This is a genomic window from Pseudomonas citrullilanati (genome assembly GCF_030580855.1).
GTDB classification, from domain to species: Bacteria; Pseudomonadota; Gammaproteobacteria; order Pseudomonadales; family Pseudomonadaceae; genus Aquipseudomonas; species Aquipseudomonas citrulli.
The window spans coordinates 246784-262228 of the sequence record NZ_JAUQOP010000003.1 but is presented as its reverse complement, the minus strand read 5'-3'; the positions used below and the strand labels follow the sequence as shown (position 1 = coordinate 262228).

Below are 15445 nucleotides of genomic sequence, written 5' to 3'. Positions count from 1 at the left end.
TAAAGATCAAAATTTTCGGCAACACCTGCGGTTTTCTGGATGCACCTCACAGTGGTAAAAGTAGTACCGGTTGTGCACATTCACTTTTTTACCTGCTCGTCACGAGCAGTTTTTTATCGTCATTCAACAGATGGACGCGCCCTTGGCGCAGGAAAAGAAGCGTTTTGAAGAAATCCACCGCAGCACCTAAAACAGTCGTTCCGCTCTGGCGCCAGCAATTGCACTACCGGCTCAAGGAAGGTGCGTTGATCGCTATCGGTGCCTTGTGCCTGTTCCTGATGATGGCCTTGCTGACCTACGGCAAGGACGATCCGGGCTGGAGCCACAACAGCAAGATCGAGGACGTGCAGAACTTCGGCGGGCCGGCCGGCTCCTACAGCGCCGATATCCTGTTCATGGTGCTGGGCTATTTCGCCTACATTTTCCCGCTGCTGCTGGCGATCAAGGCCTACCAGATCTTCCGCCAGCGCCACGAGCCCTGGGAATGGAGCGGCTGGCTGTTTTCCTGGCGCCTGATCGGCCTGGTGTTCCTGGTGCTGTCGGGCGCCGCGCTGGCCCACATCCATTTCCATGCGCCCACCGGGCTGCCGGCCGGGGCGGGCGGGGCGCTGGGGGAAAGCCTCGGCGACCTGGCCCGCAACGCCCTGAACATCCAGGGCAGCACGCTGCTGTTCATCGCCCTGTTCCTGTTCGGCCTGACGGTGTTCACTGACCTGTCGTGGTTCAAGGTCATGGACGTCACCGGCAAGATCACCCTCGACCTGGTCGAATTGATCCAGGGCGCCATGAACCGCTGGTGGGCGGCGCGCACCGAGCGCAAGCAACTGGTGGCGCAACTGCGCGAAGTCGACGACCGCGTCCATGACGTGGTGGCCCCGACCGTGCCGGACAAGCGCGAGCAAGCCAAGGTCAAGGAACGCCTGATCGAGCGCGAGCAGGCGTTGAGCAAGCACATGTCCGAGCGCGAGAAGCAGGTGCCGCCGGTCATCAGCATGGCGCCGCCCAAGGCGCCGGAGCCGAGCAAGCGCGTACAGAAGGAAAAGCAGGTGCCGCTGTTCGTCGACAGCGCCGTGGAAGGCACCTTGCCGCCGATCTCGATCCTCGACCCGGCCGAGAAGAAACAGCTCAACTACTCCCCCGAGTCCCTGGCGGCCGTCGGCCATCTGCTGGAGATCAAGCTCAAGGAGTTCGGGGTTGAGGTCTCGGTGGATTCGATTCACCCGGGCCCGGTCATTACCCGCTACGAGATCCAGCCGGCCGCCGGCGTGAAGGTCAGCCGCATCGCCAACCTGGCCAAGGACCTGGCGCGCTCCCTGGCCGTGACCAGCGTGCGGGTGGTGGAAGTGATTCCCGGCAAGACCACGGTGGGCATCGAGATTCCCAACGAAGACCGGCAGATCGTGCGCTTCTCCGAAGTGCTGTCGACCACCGAGTACGACAACCACAAGTCGCCGGTCACCCTGGCCCTGGGCCACGACATCGGCGGCAAGCCGGTGATCACCGACCTGGCGAAGATGCCTCACCTGCTGGTGGCCGGTACCACCGGTTCGGGTAAGTCGGTGGGGGTGAACGCGATGATCCTGTCGATCCTGTTCAAGTCGGGCCCCGAAGACGCCAAGCTGATCATGATCGACCCGAAGATGCTCGAATTGTCGATCTACGAAGGCATCCCGCACTTGCTGTGCCCGGTGGTCACCGACATGAAGGACGCCGCCAACGCCCTGCGCTGGAGCGTCGCCGAGATGGAGCGCCGCTACAAGCTGATGGCCAAGATGGGCGTGCGCAACCTGTCGGGCTTCAATGCCAAGGTCAAGGAGGCCGAGGAGGCCGGCACGCCATTGAGCGACCCGCTGTACCACCGCGAGAACATCCACGATGAGGCGCCGCTGTTGCACAAGCTGCCGACCATCGTGGTGGTGGTGGACGAATTCGCCGACATGATGATGATCGTCGGCAAGAAGGTCGAGGAACTCATCGCCCGGATCGCCCAGAAGGCCCGTGCCGCCGGTATCCACCTGATCCTGGCGACCCAGCGGCCGTCGGTGGACGTGATCACCGGCCTGATCAAGGCCAACATCCCGACCCGCATGGCGTTCCAGGTGTCGAGCAAGATCGACTCGCGGACCATCATCGACCAGGGCGGCGCCGAACAGTTGCTCGGCCACGGCGACATGCTCTACATGCCGCCAGGCACCAGTTTGCCGATCCGGGTCCACGGGGCGTTCGTCTCCGACGATGAAGTGCACCGTGTGGTGGAAGCCTGGAAACTGCGCGGGGCGCCGGAATACAACGACGACATCCTCAATGGCGTCGAGGAGGCTGGCAGCGGCTTCGAGGGCGGCAGTGGCGGCGGTGAAGAGGACGCTGAAACCGACGCGCTCTATGACGAAGCGGTGCAGTTCGTCCTGGAAAGCCGCCGGGCCTCGATTTCCGCGGTTCAGCGCAAGTTGAAGATCGGCTACAACCGCGCCGCCCGCATGATCGAGGCCATGGAGATGGCCGGGGTCGTGACGGCCATGAACACCAACGGCTCGCGCGAAGTACTGGCGCCGGGCCCGATGCGCGACTAACGACCTGAGCGGCGTGCGTCACGCCGCTCGCACCCCTACGCATTCATGAGGACTCCCATGCGCCTGATTCGCATGTTGCTGTTGCCCGTATTGGCCCTGACCACCTTGTCCGCCCACGCTGACGAAAAGGACGTGGCTCGCCTGACCCAGTTGTTGGAAACATCCAAGACCCTGACCGCGCGCTTCTCCCAGCTGACCCTGGACGGCAGCGGCACCCAGTTGCAGGAAACCGCCGGCGACATGGCGTTGCAGCGCCCGGGGCTGTTCTACTGGCACACCGATGCGCCGGCCGAGCAACTGATGGTGTCCGATGGCAAGAAGGTTTCCCTGTGGGACCCGGACCTGGAGCAGGTCACCATCAAGACCCTCGACCAGCGGCTGACCCAGACCCCGGCGTTGTTGCTGTCGGGTGATATCTCCAAGATCAGCCAGAGCTTCGACATCAGTGCCAAGGAGGCGGGTGGCGTGATCGACTTCACCCTCAAGCCTAAGACCAAGGACAGCCTGTTCGACAGCCTGCGCCTGTCGTTCCGCAATGGCCTGGTCAACGACATGCAACTGATCGACAGCGTCGGCCAGCGCACCAATATCCTGTTCACCAACGTCAAGGCCAACGAGTCGATCGCCGCGTCCAAGTTCAAGTTCGACATCCCCAAGGGTGCCGATGTAATCCAGGAATAGCCCGAGGGCTCCTGTGAGAAATGGCCTGTGGGGCACGGCCTGTGGGAGCAAGGCTTGCCCGCGATACAGACACCTCGGTGCATCGGTTGGACCGAGGCGATGCAATCGCGGGCAAGCCTTGCTCCCACAAGTTTGCTTCTGCAAATCTGTTTCCACAGATCTGCTCTGGCAGAGACGATCAGCAACAGGACCCTCGGAGGTTTTGTAGATAATCATGGACCTGTTTCGAAGCGCCCCGATCGCCCAGCCATTGGCCGCCCGCCTGCGGGCGACCAACCTGGATGAGTACGTCGGCCAGGAGCATGTGCTCGCCCGCGGCAAGCCGCTGCGCGAAGCCCTGGAGCAGGGCGCCTTGCATTCGATGATCTTCTGGGGCCCGCCGGGCGTGGGCAAGACCACCCTGGCACGGTTGCTGGCGGAAGTCTCCGATGCCCATTTCGAAACGGTGTCCGCGGTGCTGGCCGGGGTCAAGGAAATCCGCCAGGCGGTGGAGGTGGCCAAGCAACAGGCCGGCCAATACGGCAAGCGCACCATCCTGTTCGTCGACGAAGTGCATCGCTTCAACAAGTCCCAGCAGGATGCCTTCCTGCCGTATGTCGAGGACGGCACGCTGATCTTCATCGGCGCGACCACCGAAAACCCCTCGTTCGAGCTCAACAACGCCTTGCTGTCGCGGGCGCGGGTCTATGTGCTCAGGAGTCTCGACGAGGCGGCGATGCGCAAGCTGGTGCACCGGGCGCTCACCGAAGAGCGCGGCCTGGGCAAGCGCCACCTGAGCCTCAGCGACGAAGGCTTCCAGATCCTGTTTTCCGCCGCCGACGGCGATGGCCGGCGGTTGCTCAACCTGCTGGAAAACGCTTCCGACCTGGCCGAGGACAACAGCGAGATCGGCACCGAGCTGCTGCAAAGCCTGCTGGGTGATACCCGTCGTCGCTTCGACAAGGGCGGCGAGGCGTTCTACGACCAGATTTCAGCGCTGCACAAATCCATACGCGGTTCCAATCCCGACGCGGCCCTGTACTGGTTCGCCCGGATGATCGATGGCGGTTGCGACCCGTTGTACCTGGCCCGGCGCGTGGTGCGCATGGCCAGCGAGGACATCGGTAACGCCGACCCGCGGGCCTTGAGCCTGTGCCTGTCAGCCTGGGATGTGCAGGAGCGCCTCGGCAGCCCGGAGGGCGAGCTCGCCGTGGCGCAGGCCATCACCTACCTGGCCTGCGCGCCCAAGAGCAACGCGGTGTACATGGGCTTCAAGGCGGCGATGCGCAGCGCCACCGAGCACGGCTCCCTCGAAGTGCCGCTGCACCTGCGCAATGCGCCGACCAAGCTGATGAAACAGTTGGGCTATGGCGAGCAATACCGCTACGCCCATGACGAACCGGACGCCTATGCCGCCGGCGAGGACTATTTTCCTGAGGCACTCGAACCCCAGCGTTTCTATGCGCCGGTGCCCAGGGGCCTGGAGCTGAAGATCGGCGAGAAGCTCAACCACCTGGCGCAACTCGATCGCCTGAGCCCACGGCAGCGGAGAAAACCTTGATCCCCCTGATCCTCGCAGTGTCCGCCGGCGGCGTGGCCGGTACGTTGTTGCGTTTCGCCACCGGCCACTGGATCAACGCAAATTGGCCCCGGTACTTCTATACCGCGACACTCGCCGTTAATATCGTGGGCTGTCTGCTGATCGGCGTTCTATACGGTCTGTTTTTGATTCGTCCCGAAGTGCCCATTGAAGTGCGCGCGGGGCTCATCGTCGGCTTCCTTGGCGGCCTGACGACTTTTTCATCCTTTTCACTGGATACGGTGCGCCTGCTGGAAAGCGGGCAGGTGCCGCTGGCCCTGGGCTACGCGGCCATCAGCGTATTCGGCGGGCTGCTCGCCACCTGGGTCGGCCTGTCCCTGACCAAACTTTGATAACGAGAGACCGACATGCTCGATTCCAAACTGTTACGTAGCAACCTCCAGGACGTAGCGGACCGCCTGGCATCCCGTGGCTTTGCCCTGGATGTCGCGCGCATCGAAGCGCTGGAAGAACAGCGCAAGACCGTCCAGACCACCACCGAGAAGCTCCAGGCCGAGCGCAATGCCATTTCCAAGAGCATCGGCCAGGCCAAGCAGCGCGGTGAGGACATTGCTCCGTTGATGGCCAGCGTCGAGAACATGGGCAGCGAACTCAATAACGGCAAGCTCGCCCTGGACGCGATCCAGACCGAGCTGGACGCGATCCTGCTGGGTATCCCGAACCTGCCCCACGAATCGGTGCCGGTCGGCGAAGACGAAGATGGCAACGTCGAAGTGCGCCGCTGGGGCACGCCGAAGACCTTCGACTTCCCGGTGCAGGACCACGTCGCCCTGGGCGAGAAGTTCGGCTGGCTGGATTTCGAAACCGCCGCCAAGTTGTCCGGCGCTCGTTTCGCCTTGCTGCGGGGCCCGATTGCCCGCCTGCACCGCGCCCTGGCGCAGTTCATGATCAACCTGCACGTCACCGAGCACGGCTACGAGGAAGCCTACACCCCGTACCTGGTCCAGGCACCGGCCCTGCAGGGCACCGGCCAGTTGCCGAAGTTCGAGGAAGACCTGTTCAAGATCGGCCGTGAAGGCGAGGCCGACCTGTACCTGATCCCGACCGCCGAAGTGTCCCTGACCAACATCGTGGCCGGCGAGATCATCGACGCCAAGCAACTGCCGATCAAGTTCGTCGCCCACACGCCGTGCTTCCGCAGTGAAGCCGGGGCCTCGGGCCGTGACACCCGCGGGATGATCCGCCAGCACCAGTTCGACAAGGTCGAGATGGTGCAGATCGTCGAGCCTTCCAAGTCCATGGAGGCGCTGGAAAGCCTGACGGCCAACGCCGAGAAGGTCCTGCAACTGCTGGAACTGCCGTATCGCACCCTGGCGCTGTGCACCGGCGACATGGGCTTCAGCGCGGTCAAGACCTATGACCTGGAAGTGTGGATCCCGAGCCAGGACAAGTACCGAGAGATTTCGTCGTGCTCCAACTGCGGCGACTTCCAGGCCCGCCGCATGCAGGCGCGTTTCCGCAACCCGGAAACCGGCAAGCCGGAACTGGTGCACACCCTCAACGGCTCCGGCCTGGCGGTCGGGCGGACCCTGGTGGCCGTGCTGGAGAACTACCAGCAGGCTGACGGCTCGATCCGAGTGCCCGAGGTGTTGAAACCGTACATGGGCGGCATCGAGGTCATCGGCTAAATGGACTATTTGCCACTGTTCCACAACCTGCGCGGCAGTCGCGTGCTGGTGGTTGGCGGCGGGGAGATTGCCTTGCGCAAGTCCCGCCTGCTGGCCGATGCCGGTGCGCTGTTGCGGGTGGTCGCACCCGACATCGAACCGCAACTGCGCGAACTGGTCAGTGGCAGCGGTGGCGAATGCGTCCTGCGCGGTTACCTCGAGGCGGACCTGGACGGCTGTGGCCTGGTCATCGCCGCCACTGACGACGAGGCGCTCAACGCCCGGGTCTCGGCCGACGCCCATCGGCGTTGCGTGCCGGTCAACGTGGTGGACGCGCCGGCCCTGTGCAGTGTGATCTTCCCGGCGATCGTCGACCGTTCACCGCTAGTGATCGCCGTGTCCAGTGGGGGTGACGCACCGGTGCTGGCGCGGCTGATCCGGGCCAAGCTGGAAACCTGGATTCCTTCCACCTACGGCCAGCTCGCCGGCCTGGCGGCGCGGTTTCGCAGCCAGGTCAAGGGCCTGTTCCCGGATGTGCAGCAACGCCGGGCGTTCTGGGAAGACGTGTTCCAGGGGCCGATCGCCGACCGCCAGCTGGCCGGGCAGGGCGGCGAGGCCGAGCGTCTGCTGCGGGAGAAGATCGCTGGCCAGGCGCCAGACGCACCGGGCGAAGTCTATCTGGTGGGGGCTGGCCCCGGTGATCCCGACCTGCTGACCTTCCGCGCCTTGCGCCTGATGCAACAGGCGGACGTGGTGCTGTACGACCGCCTGGTGGCGCCCGCGATCCTCGACCTGTGCCGGCGTGACGCCGAACGGGTCTACGTGGGCAAGCGCCGTTCCGAACACGCCGTGCCCCAGGACCAGATCAACCAGCAACTGGTGGACCTGGCCCGACAGGGCAAGCGCGTGGTGCGGTTGAAGGGTGGTGATCCGTTCATCTTCGGTCGCGGCGGCGAGGAGATCGAGGAACTGGCGGCCCATGGTATTGCGTTCCAGGTCGTGCCAGGCATCACGGCGGCCAGTGGTTGCGCGGCGTACGCGGGGATCCCGCTGACGCACCGCGACTACGCCCAGTCGGTGCGCTTCATCACCGGCCACCTCAAGGATGGCAGCAGCGACTTGCCGTGGGCGGACCTGGTTTCCCCGGCCCAGACGCTGGTGTTCTACATGGGGTTGGTGGGCTTGCCGATGATCTGCGGCGAGCTGATCAAGCACGGTCGTGCCGCGGATACGCCGGCGGCCTTGATCCAGCAGGGCACCACGGCCAACCAGCGGGTGTTCACCGGCACCCTGGCAGACCTGCCACGGTTGGTGGCGGAACATGAGGTACATGCGCCGACCCTGGTGATCGTTGGGGAAGTGGTGCAACTGCGCGAGAAGCTGGCGTGGTTTGAAGGGGCCCAGGGGCAGGCCTGAAGACCGCGCCGCGCCCGATCGCGAGCAAGCTCGCTCCCACAGGTTTTGTGACCCCTGAAGATCCCAGTGTGGGAGCGAGCCTGCTCGCGAAAGCGGTGGATCAGTTGGCGATGATGTCGAATGTAACGCTCTCTTCGCGAGCAAGCTCGCTCCCACAGGTTGTGACCCCTGAAGATCCAATGTGGGAGCGAGCTTGCTCGCGATGAGGCCCTCACAGGCAGCGCAAGCCCAGGATCAATCCCGGCCGCGCAGCCAAATTCCTTTCCCCCGCAACCGCTCCCGATCATGAGGCCCGGTGAAATCCTGCCGGGGCCCCTTGGGCACGATTCCATTGGGATTGATGGTCTTGTGGCTGCCGTAGTAGTGGCCCTGGATGTGGGTGAAATCCACCGTCTCGGCGACGCCCGGCCACTGGTACAACTCCCGCAGCCAGTTCGACAGGTTCGGGTAATCGGCAATGCGTCGCAGGTTGCATTTGAAGTGGCCGAAATACACCGCGTCGAAGCGAATGATCGTGGTGAACAGGCGGATGTCCGCCTCGGTCAGGTATTCCCCGGCCAGGTAGCGCCGGGTGGCCAGCAAGGCTTCCAGGTGGTCTAGCTCGGCAAACAGGGCGTCGAAGGCTTCTTCGTACGCGGCCTGGGTAGTGGCGAATCCGGCACGGTAGACACCGTTGTTCACCGCCGGGTAGATCCGTTCGTTGAGCCCGTCGATCTCGCGGCGCAGGTGCTCCGGGTACAGGTCCAGGTGATTGCCGGTCAAGCCATCGAATGCGCCATTGAACATGCGGATGATCTCCGCCGATTCATTGTTGACGATGCGCCCCTGGTGCTTGTCCCACAGCACCGGCACGGTGACGCGGCCAGTGTAGTCGGCGGTGTCGGCGGTGTAGCGCTGGTGCAGGAAGCGCAGGTCGTCCAGCTTGTCGCCGGTGGAGCCGTGGGTCTTGTCAAAGGTCCAGCCATTTTCCAGCATCAGGTAGCTGACCACCGAGACGTCGATCAGCTGCTCGAGACCCTTGAGCTTGCGAAAGATCAGCGTGCGGTGGGCCCAGGGGCAGGCCAGGGACACGTACAAATGATAGCGGCCGGCCTCGGCGGCAAACCCGCCCTCGCCGGACGGGCCGGCGCTGCCATCGGCTGTCACCCAGTGGCGGCGCTGCGCCTGCTCGCGCTGGAAGGTGCCGTCCTTGCTTTCATACCACTGGTCCTGCCAGCGGCCTTCGACTAACAAACCCATCTCGATCTCCTCGACCCATAAACGTTGGAGAGGAGTCTATTCCGATAGGTTCGAACAAAAAGCGCAAAGGTTAGGGGTTAATCATCGGTTAAATCGAACGGTCCCGGCTGTCCCAGTCACGTCGGGCGCGCTCGAACGCCGCTTCGCGGGTCAGGCCCAGGCCGCGCAAGGCCAGGGCCATGGTGGCGATCAGGGCCAGTTGCGGGTAGCTGTCCTGCACGTCGCCGCGCCAGATGGCTTTCAGGTGTTCGGGGTCGAGGCTCTCCGGCTTGACGTGGCGCTGTTCGGCCAGGCGCGGCCATTCTTCGTCCCAGCTGACGCCCCCGGTGGTGCCGTACAGGTGGCTGTCGGCGTCCGGGTTGATCTCGATTTCGCCACCGTCACCCTTGATCACGATGGCGGTGTCGCCCAGCAAGCCGCTGGCCTCGCGGTGCACGGCCTGGTAGCCGGGATGGAAAATACTCTGCAGCCCGCAGCGCGCGCCCAGCGGGTTGAGGATCCGCGCCAGGGAATGGATGGGCGAGCGCAACCCCAGGGTGTTGCGCAGGTCGATCATCCGTTGCATCTGTGGGGCCCAGTCCACCAGCGGCATGAAGGCCAGGCCGCCGTTGTCCAGCGCGCTGCCGACCTGTTGCCAGTCCCGGCACAATGGGATTTGCAGGAAGCCAAGCAATTGTTCGGTGTACAGCCGACCCGCCGTGTGGGCGCCGCCGCCATGCATGAAGATCCGCACGCCGTTCTGCCCCAGGCACTTGGCCGCCAGCAGGTACCACGGCAAATGGCGTTTCTTGCCGGCGTAGGTCGGCCAATCGAGGTCCACCGTCAACCCCGGGACGACCAGGCGCTGCCGCAGGGCTTCGGTGAAGCCGGCCATTTCCTCGGCGCTTTCTTCCTTGTGCCGCAACAACATCAGGAACGCGCCGAGCTGGGTATCCTCGACCTTTTCATCCAGCACCAGGCCCATGGCCTCCCGCGCTTCTTCGCGGGTCAGGTTGCGGGCGCCGCGCTTGCCTTTGCCAAGGATGCGCACGAACGGGGCGAACGGATGTTCGGCCGGGGTCTCGAGGGTCAGCGAAGGAAAGTCGGTCATAGGCAATTCGTCGGTTTGGGCAGGCCCGCCAGCTTGGCGGCGAGTTTGGCGGGAGTGCCTTTGAACAATCGATTCAGGTGCAGGCTGTTGCCTTTGTCCGCACCCAGTTTCAGCGCCGTGTACTTGATCAGCGGCCGGGTCGCGGGGGACAACTGGAACTCGCGGTAGAAACCGCGCAGCAGTTCCAGGATCTCCCAGTGCTCCGGACCCAGCTCGATGCCCTCGGCGGCGGCCAGGGCCGTGGCGACGTCGGCCGACCAATCGTCGAGGTCGGCCAGGTAGCCGTCCTTGTCCAGCGCGATGCTACGCTCGTCCACATTCAACGTGTTCATAGCCAGGTGTTGACCTTGTCATGCCCGATCGACAGTTCGACGAAGGCCGGGTAGTCGATGGCCTTGGCCCAGCCGGGTGCTTGCAAGGCCCGGGCCTGGAGGTCCTCGGCGAGCACGAAGAGCTTCAGGCCGCGGCCTTGCAGTGTTTCAAACGGCGCGGTGCCAGGTTGCAGGGCATACGTGGCGTCGCCGCAGAGCAGCAGCGCATCGTGCTCGCCGAGGATCCGCAGGCAAGCGGTGAAGCGGGAGTCGCCGAAGGGCGAATGGGACAATACATGCAAGGTCGACATCAGAGGGTGATCACCTGGTCGTAGCGGTCAATGAGCGCGGCGATCTGCGTCGCGTCCAGTACGGTCATGGCGTCCAGCGCCAGCGCATCCGTGGCGACGCCGCGGTCCCGGGCGCTGTCGGCGCAGACGAACAAGTCCTCGACGCCGAACAGCGGCAGGGCCTGCAGGTTCGCGCTCAGGTCCTTTTGCTGGACGGCCCTGGCCTCTTGCCCCACGAGCAACTGGAATACCCCGTCATCGAGAAACAGCAGGCCGATGGGCAGGTCGAACGCGCCGCCGGCCAGTACGATGTCCAGCGCCTCCCGGGCACCCGGGCCGGACCACGGCGCTTGGCGGCTGATCAGCAGCAATGACTTGGCCATCAGGCGCCTCCAAAACAGATCAAGCGGTCCGCGTCCTGGATCGCATCGTGCAACTGGCCCAGGCCGGACAGGGCCCAGGGCGTCTCGACGCTGACCGCCGAACGCTGGTAGCGCCGGGCCTCTTCGTCGTTCAACACGCCACGGCGCAACGCCGCCGCGATGCAGACCACGCCGTCGAGCCGATGCTCGCTGACGAACGTGCGCCATTGTTGCGGCAGGTCCTGTTCGTCCTGGGGCGTGACCACGCTGGCGCAGGCGTTATGGACGCCGTCCTGGTAGAAAAACAACCGCACGATTTCATGCCCGCCGGCCAGCGCGGCCTGGGCAAACAGCAAGGCACGGCGCGAGGAGGGGGCATGGGCGGCGGAAAACAGCGCGATGGCGAACTTCATGACGGATCCGGTCAGTGAAACTGCGGCCATGATAAAGCTTTATGGGCGGTGGGGCGATTGGCAAGGGTGTTCGAGGGGTATGGCCTGGACTCCTGTGGCACAGGAGGTCAGCGACACGAGGGGTCAGTGCTCGTTTTCGAGGCCGTGCAACAGGCAATACTCCGCCCAGTCCATCCCGGCCATTTCCGCCACTTCCTTGTGCACCTCCAGGCGCTGGGCCTGGTAGTCCTCGGGTGAGGCGGCGGTCAGTTGCAGGGTCAGTTCCCAGGCGAACAGGTCCTGGCGCTCGGCCTCGGCTTCGAAGGCTTCATGCAGCCGCTCGGCGCGATATTGCGCGGCGGTCTCGCCCTTGGCCTGGGCCAGCAAGGGGTTGAGGTTGTCCAGTTCGTCGCGCAATTGCGGGCGTTCGTCGAGAAACCTCGCCAGGGCCCGCTCGTGTTGTTGTTCGGTTGCCGCCATGGTGACTCCTTGGTTGATGGCCCACAGGGTGCGCGAATCGATGCCTGCTGTCGCGGGTAAATTTCAGTAAAGCAGCACGAGGACGCGGGCCGCAGTGCTACAGTCCGTTTTTTTCTCGATGAGTGAACGCAATGCGAATGTTGACGGTGGCCCTGGCCGCGACCTTGCTGGCCGGCTGCGCGGGTTCGACGATGAACCAGGCCCGGACCCAGGCGCCCTACAAGACCCTGGCCTCGGACAAGCCGGCGCAGGTGGTGGCCCAGTGCGTGCAGTTTTCCTGGCAGGACGAAGCGGTGTTCGGTGTCGATGCGGCGGCGTACCAGCAACCCGGCGAGCAAGGTGGCCTGACGGTGTACACCCGCTCCGCCGAATCGTTTGTCGATGTCCAGGCCGGTGCCAGCGGCACCACCTTGAATTACTACGCCCAGCACGACGACTTCATCGCCAAGCGCCGGCTGGCGGCACTGGCGACCTGCCTGTAGGCCGCTGCACGGGTGCATCAACCCGTCACATCCAGGCGCTTCTGGAAGAAAAAGTGCTGGTGGCCCGGCGGGTAATCGTCGATGTGACCGGCTTCGGTGAAACCGTGTTTGCGATAGAACGCCGGTGCCTGGAAATCGAAGGTGTCCAGCCAGATGCCCAGGCAGTTTTTCTCCCGCGCCAGGTCTTCGGCCATCTGCATCAGGGTCGAGCCCGTGCCTTGGCCCCGGGCCTGTTCCGGCACCACCAGCAACTCGATGTAGAGCCAGCGGAAAAACAGCCGTCCGTAGAGCCCACCGACGATTTCGTCGCTGTGCTCGTCCCGCACCAGCAAGGCGACGAGTTCGGGCACCGTGGCGCCGGTCCGGGCGCTGTTATAGGCGCGCAGCGGGGCGAGGATGGCCTGGCGCTCCTCGTCGGTGGGTGCGTCGGTGCGTTCGATTCGCAGCGTCATCGGTGATGTCCTTATGCGCAAGTGATCTGCGCGAGCCTATCGCAGCGGGCGCATTCCGCAAACCGGGCCATACTGGCTAGGTCCCTAAAACAAGAAGAGACCTGACCCATGAAGTTCGAATACCTTGCCCGGACCCTCCTGGCCACGTCACTGGCCTTCGGCGGCCTGGCCGCTCACGCGGCCTCCCAGGCGCCGGTCGCCGCCGAAAACGGCATGGTGGTCACTGCCCAGCACCTGGCCACCCACGTGGGCGTCGATGTACTCAAGAACGGCGGCAATGCCGTGGATGCGGCAGTGGCGGTGGGGTACGCCCTGGCAGTGGTCTACCCGGCGGCGGGCAATCTCGGGGGCGGGGGCTTCATGACCCTGCAACTGGCCGACGGCCGCAAGACCTTCCTGGATTTCCGCGAAAAAGCCCCCTTGGCGGCCACGGCCAATATGTACCTGGACAAGGATGGCAACGTCGTGCCCGAGCTCAGCACTCGCGGGCACCTGGCAGTGGGTGTGCCGGGCACCGTGTCCGGCATGGAGCTGGCGTTGCAGAAGTACGGCAGCAAGCCCCGGGCCGAACTGATCGCCCCGGCCATTCGCCTCGCCGAAGAAGGGTTCACGCTCGAACAGGGCGATGTCGACCTGCTGGAAACCGCGACCGACGTGTTCAAGAAGGACATTCGCGATTCCGGGGCGATTTTCCTGAACAATGGCGAGCCCATGCAGGTGGGCCAGACCCTGGTGCAAAAAGACCTCGCCAAGACCTTGAAGGAAATTTCCGACAAGGGCGCCGATGGCTTCTACAAGGGCTGGGTCGCCGATGCGCTTGTCACCTCCAGCCAGGCCAACAAGGGCATCATCACCCAGGCCGACCTGGACAAATACAAGACCCGCGAGCTGGCCCCGGTGGAATGTGACTACCGCGGCTACCACATCGTCTCGGCGCCGCCGCCCAGCTCCGGCGGCGTGGTGCTGTGCCAGATCATGAACATCCTCGACGGTTATCCGATGAAGGAACTGGGCTTCCATTCGGCCCAGGGCATGCACTACCAGATCGAAGCCATGCGCCATGCCTACGTGGATCGCAACAGCTACCTGGGTGATCCGGACTTCGTGAAGAACCCTATCGACCATCTGCTGGACAAGCGCTACGCCGCCAAGCTGCGCGCCGCCATCGAGCCACAGAAGGCCGGCGATTCGCAGAAGATCAAGCCGGGCGTGGCGCCCCACGAAGGCAGCAACACCACCCATTACTCCATCGTCGACCAGTGGGGCAACGCTGTTTCCGTCACCTACACCCTCAACGACTGGTTCGGCGCCGGCGTGATGGCGAGCAAGACCGGGGTCATCCTCAACGATGAGATGGACGATTTCACCGCCAAGGTCGGCGTGCCCAACATGTATGGCCTGGTGCAGGGCGAAGCCAATGCCATCGCCCCGGGCAAGGCGCCGTTGTCGTCCATGAGCCCGACCATCGTCACCAAGGACGGCAAGACGGTGATGGTGGTCGGCACGCCGGGCGGCAGCCGCATCATCACGGCGACCTTGCTGACCATCCTCAACGTGATCGACTACGGCATGAACCTGCAGGAAGCCGTCGATGCGCCGCGTTTCCACCAGCAATGGATGCCCGAAGAGACCAACCTGGAAACCTTCGCCGTCAGCCCGGATACCCAAAAGCTATTGGAAAGCTGGGGCCACAAGTTCGCCGGCCCGCAGGACCCCAACCACATTGCCGCGATCCTGGTCGGCGCGCCATCGCTGGGTGGCAAGCCGGTGGGCAAGAACCGCTTCTATGGCGCCAACGACCCACGCCGCAATACCGGGCTGTCGTTGGGTTATTGATCCCATCAACGTTCGCAGAGGAAAGTCATGAGCACCGCATTGCTGATCATCGATGTCCAGAACGGACTGTGCAGTGGCGAAGAAACGTGTTTCGACATCCCGCGCGTCATCCGGACCATCAACGACCTCAGTGCCACGGCCAGGGCGGCCGGCTTGCCGGTGATCCTGATCCAGCATGAGGAAGCGCAAGGTTCGCTGATCCATGGATCCGCTGCCTGGCAACTGGCCGACGGCCTGCTGACCGCCGCGGATGACCTGCGGGTGCGCAAGACCACGCCGGACGCCTTCTACCAGACCGACCTGCTGTCGCTGCTGCAAGCTCGAAGCATCGATCGGCTGGTGGTCTGCGGGCTGCAGACCGATTACTGCGTCAACGCCACGGTGCGCCAGGCCCATGCCCTCGGCTATGACCTGGTACTGGCGGCCGACGCCCACTCCACGGTGGACAACGGCAGCATGGCGGCGGAGCAGATCATCGCCGACCACAACGAGCGACTGGGGCGCTTGAGCAGTTCGGTGTCGCGGATCGATGTGGTCCCGGCGGCGGGGATACGCTGGTAGGCGATGTTCATTGGGGGAAGGGCGCTTGCTCCCGCCCGGCTGCGCAGCGGTCGGTTCAATGGGTGGGCCCGCTTCGCAGGCCAGCGGGAGCAAGCTT

The 15445-nt window shown here is 64.3% G+C and carries 17 protein-coding genes; 9 read left to right on the top strand and 8 right to left on the bottom strand.

The genetic code is table 11. From position 1 onward, the window contains the following. Positions 1-164 precede the first annotated feature (164 nt). The 6 genes from ftsK (at position 165) to cysG (ending at position 7853) form a co-directional block, all read left to right on the top strand. Positions 165-2570, top strand: coding sequence for a DNA translocase FtsK (ftsK, locus tag Q6A48_RS04235; protein ID WP_304552246.1), 2406 nt, complete (start codon positions 165-167; stop codon positions 2568-2570). 57 nt (positions 2571-2627) lie between these two features. Next, a complete protein-coding gene (gene lolA / locus Q6A48_RS04230; protein ID WP_304552244.1) occupies positions 2628-3251 on the top strand; it encodes an outer membrane lipoprotein periplasmic chaperone LolA in 624 nt (207 codons plus the stop codon). 214 nt (positions 3252-3465) lie between these two features. Continuing rightward, on the top strand, positions 3466-4791 hold the full coding sequence (locus Q6A48_RS04225) for a replication-associated recombination protein A (RefSeq protein ID WP_304552242.1): 1326 nt from the start codon (positions 3466-3468) through the stop codon (positions 4789-4791). Then, positions 4788-5162 (top strand): fluoride efflux transporter CrcB, encoded by a 375-nt coding sequence (gene crcB, locus Q6A48_RS04220; protein ID WP_304552240.1) that lies wholly within the window; start codon positions 4788-4790, stop codon positions 5160-5162. Before Q6A48_RS04225 ends, crcB begins: the two co-directional genes overlap by 4 nt. Positions 5163-5177: 15 nt before the next feature. Next, entirely contained in the window at positions 5178-6458 is a 1281-nt protein-coding gene (serS, locus tag Q6A48_RS04215) for a serine--tRNA ligase (protein ID WP_304552238.1), read from the top strand. Continuing rightward, positions 6459-7853, top strand: a complete 1395-nt coding sequence (gene cysG, locus Q6A48_RS04210; protein ID WP_304552237.1) for a siroheme synthase CysG — start codon at positions 6459-6461, stop codon at positions 7851-7853. It abuts the gene before it with no gap. Positions 7854-8087: 234 nt separating this feature from the next. Here cysG and Q6A48_RS04205 read toward each other — a convergent pair whose 3' ends face one another. From Q6A48_RS04205 to Q6A48_RS04175, 7 genes are all read right to left on the bottom strand, one after another. Then, positions 8088-9092, bottom strand: a complete 1005-nt coding sequence (locus tag Q6A48_RS04205) for a glutathione S-transferase family protein (RefSeq protein WP_304552236.1) — start codon at positions 9090-9092, stop codon at positions 8088-8090. 88 nt (positions 9093-9180) lie between these two features. After that, complete coding sequence (locus Q6A48_RS04200; protein ID WP_304552234.1) at positions 9181-10182, bottom strand: glycosyl transferase family protein; 1002 nt, start codon at positions 10180-10182, stop codon at positions 9181-9183. After that, the gene (locus tag Q6A48_RS04195) at positions 10179-10514 is read right to left on the bottom strand and encodes a TusE/DsrC/DsvC family sulfur relay protein (RefSeq protein WP_304552233.1); all 336 of its coding nucleotides are present in this window, start codon (positions 10512-10514) and stop codon (positions 10179-10181) included. The genes Q6A48_RS04200 and Q6A48_RS04195 overlap by 4 nt, the downstream gene beginning before the upstream one ends. Then, the gene (gene tusB, locus Q6A48_RS04190; RefSeq protein ID WP_304552231.1) at positions 10511-10804 is read right to left on the bottom strand and encodes a sulfurtransferase complex subunit TusB; all 294 of its coding nucleotides are present in this window, start codon (positions 10802-10804) and stop codon (positions 10511-10513) included. The genes Q6A48_RS04195 and tusB overlap by 4 nt, the downstream gene beginning before the upstream one ends. Beyond that, positions 10804-11166: a sulfurtransferase complex subunit TusC gene (gene tusC / locus Q6A48_RS04185; RefSeq protein WP_304552229.1), complete on the bottom strand. Its 363-nt coding sequence runs from the start codon at positions 11164-11166 to the stop codon at positions 10804-10806. The genes tusB and tusC overlap by 1 nt, the downstream gene beginning before the upstream one ends. After that, positions 11166-11558 carry a sulfurtransferase complex subunit TusD gene (gene tusD / locus Q6A48_RS04180; protein WP_304552228.1) on the bottom strand — a complete coding sequence of 131 codons (393 nt, stop codon included), beginning with the start codon at positions 11556-11558 and terminating at the stop codon, positions 11166-11168. The genes tusC and tusD overlap by 1 nt, the downstream gene beginning before the upstream one ends. A 123-nt stretch (positions 11559-11681) precedes the next feature. Then, entirely contained in the window at positions 11682-12017 is a 336-nt protein-coding gene (locus Q6A48_RS04175; RefSeq protein WP_304552225.1) for a DUF6388 family protein, read from the bottom strand. 131 nt (positions 12018-12148) lie between these two features. On the opposite strand from Q6A48_RS04175, the gene Q6A48_RS04170 reads away from it, so the two are divergent. Further along, the gene (locus Q6A48_RS04170) at positions 12149-12499 is read left to right on the top strand and encodes a hypothetical protein (RefSeq protein WP_304552223.1); all 351 of its coding nucleotides are present in this window, start codon (positions 12149-12151) and stop codon (positions 12497-12499) included. A 17-nt stretch (positions 12500-12516) separates the two neighbouring features. Here Q6A48_RS04170 and Q6A48_RS04165 read toward each other — a convergent pair whose 3' ends face one another. Then, positions 12517-12951, bottom strand: a complete 435-nt coding sequence (locus Q6A48_RS04165; protein WP_304552222.1) for a GNAT family N-acetyltransferase — start codon at positions 12949-12951, stop codon at positions 12517-12519. A gap of 108 nt (positions 12952-13059) precedes the next feature. On the opposite strand from Q6A48_RS04165, the gene ggt reads away from it, so the two are divergent. After that, a complete protein-coding gene (ggt, locus tag Q6A48_RS04160; RefSeq protein WP_304552220.1) occupies positions 13060-14787 on the top strand; it encodes a gamma-glutamyltransferase in 1728 nt (575 codons plus the stop codon). A gap of 27 nt (positions 14788-14814) precedes the next feature. After that, positions 14815-15348, top strand: coding sequence for a cysteine hydrolase family protein (locus tag Q6A48_RS04155; protein WP_304552218.1), 534 nt, complete (start codon positions 14815-14817; stop codon positions 15346-15348). Positions 15349-15445: the final 97 nt, after the last annotated feature.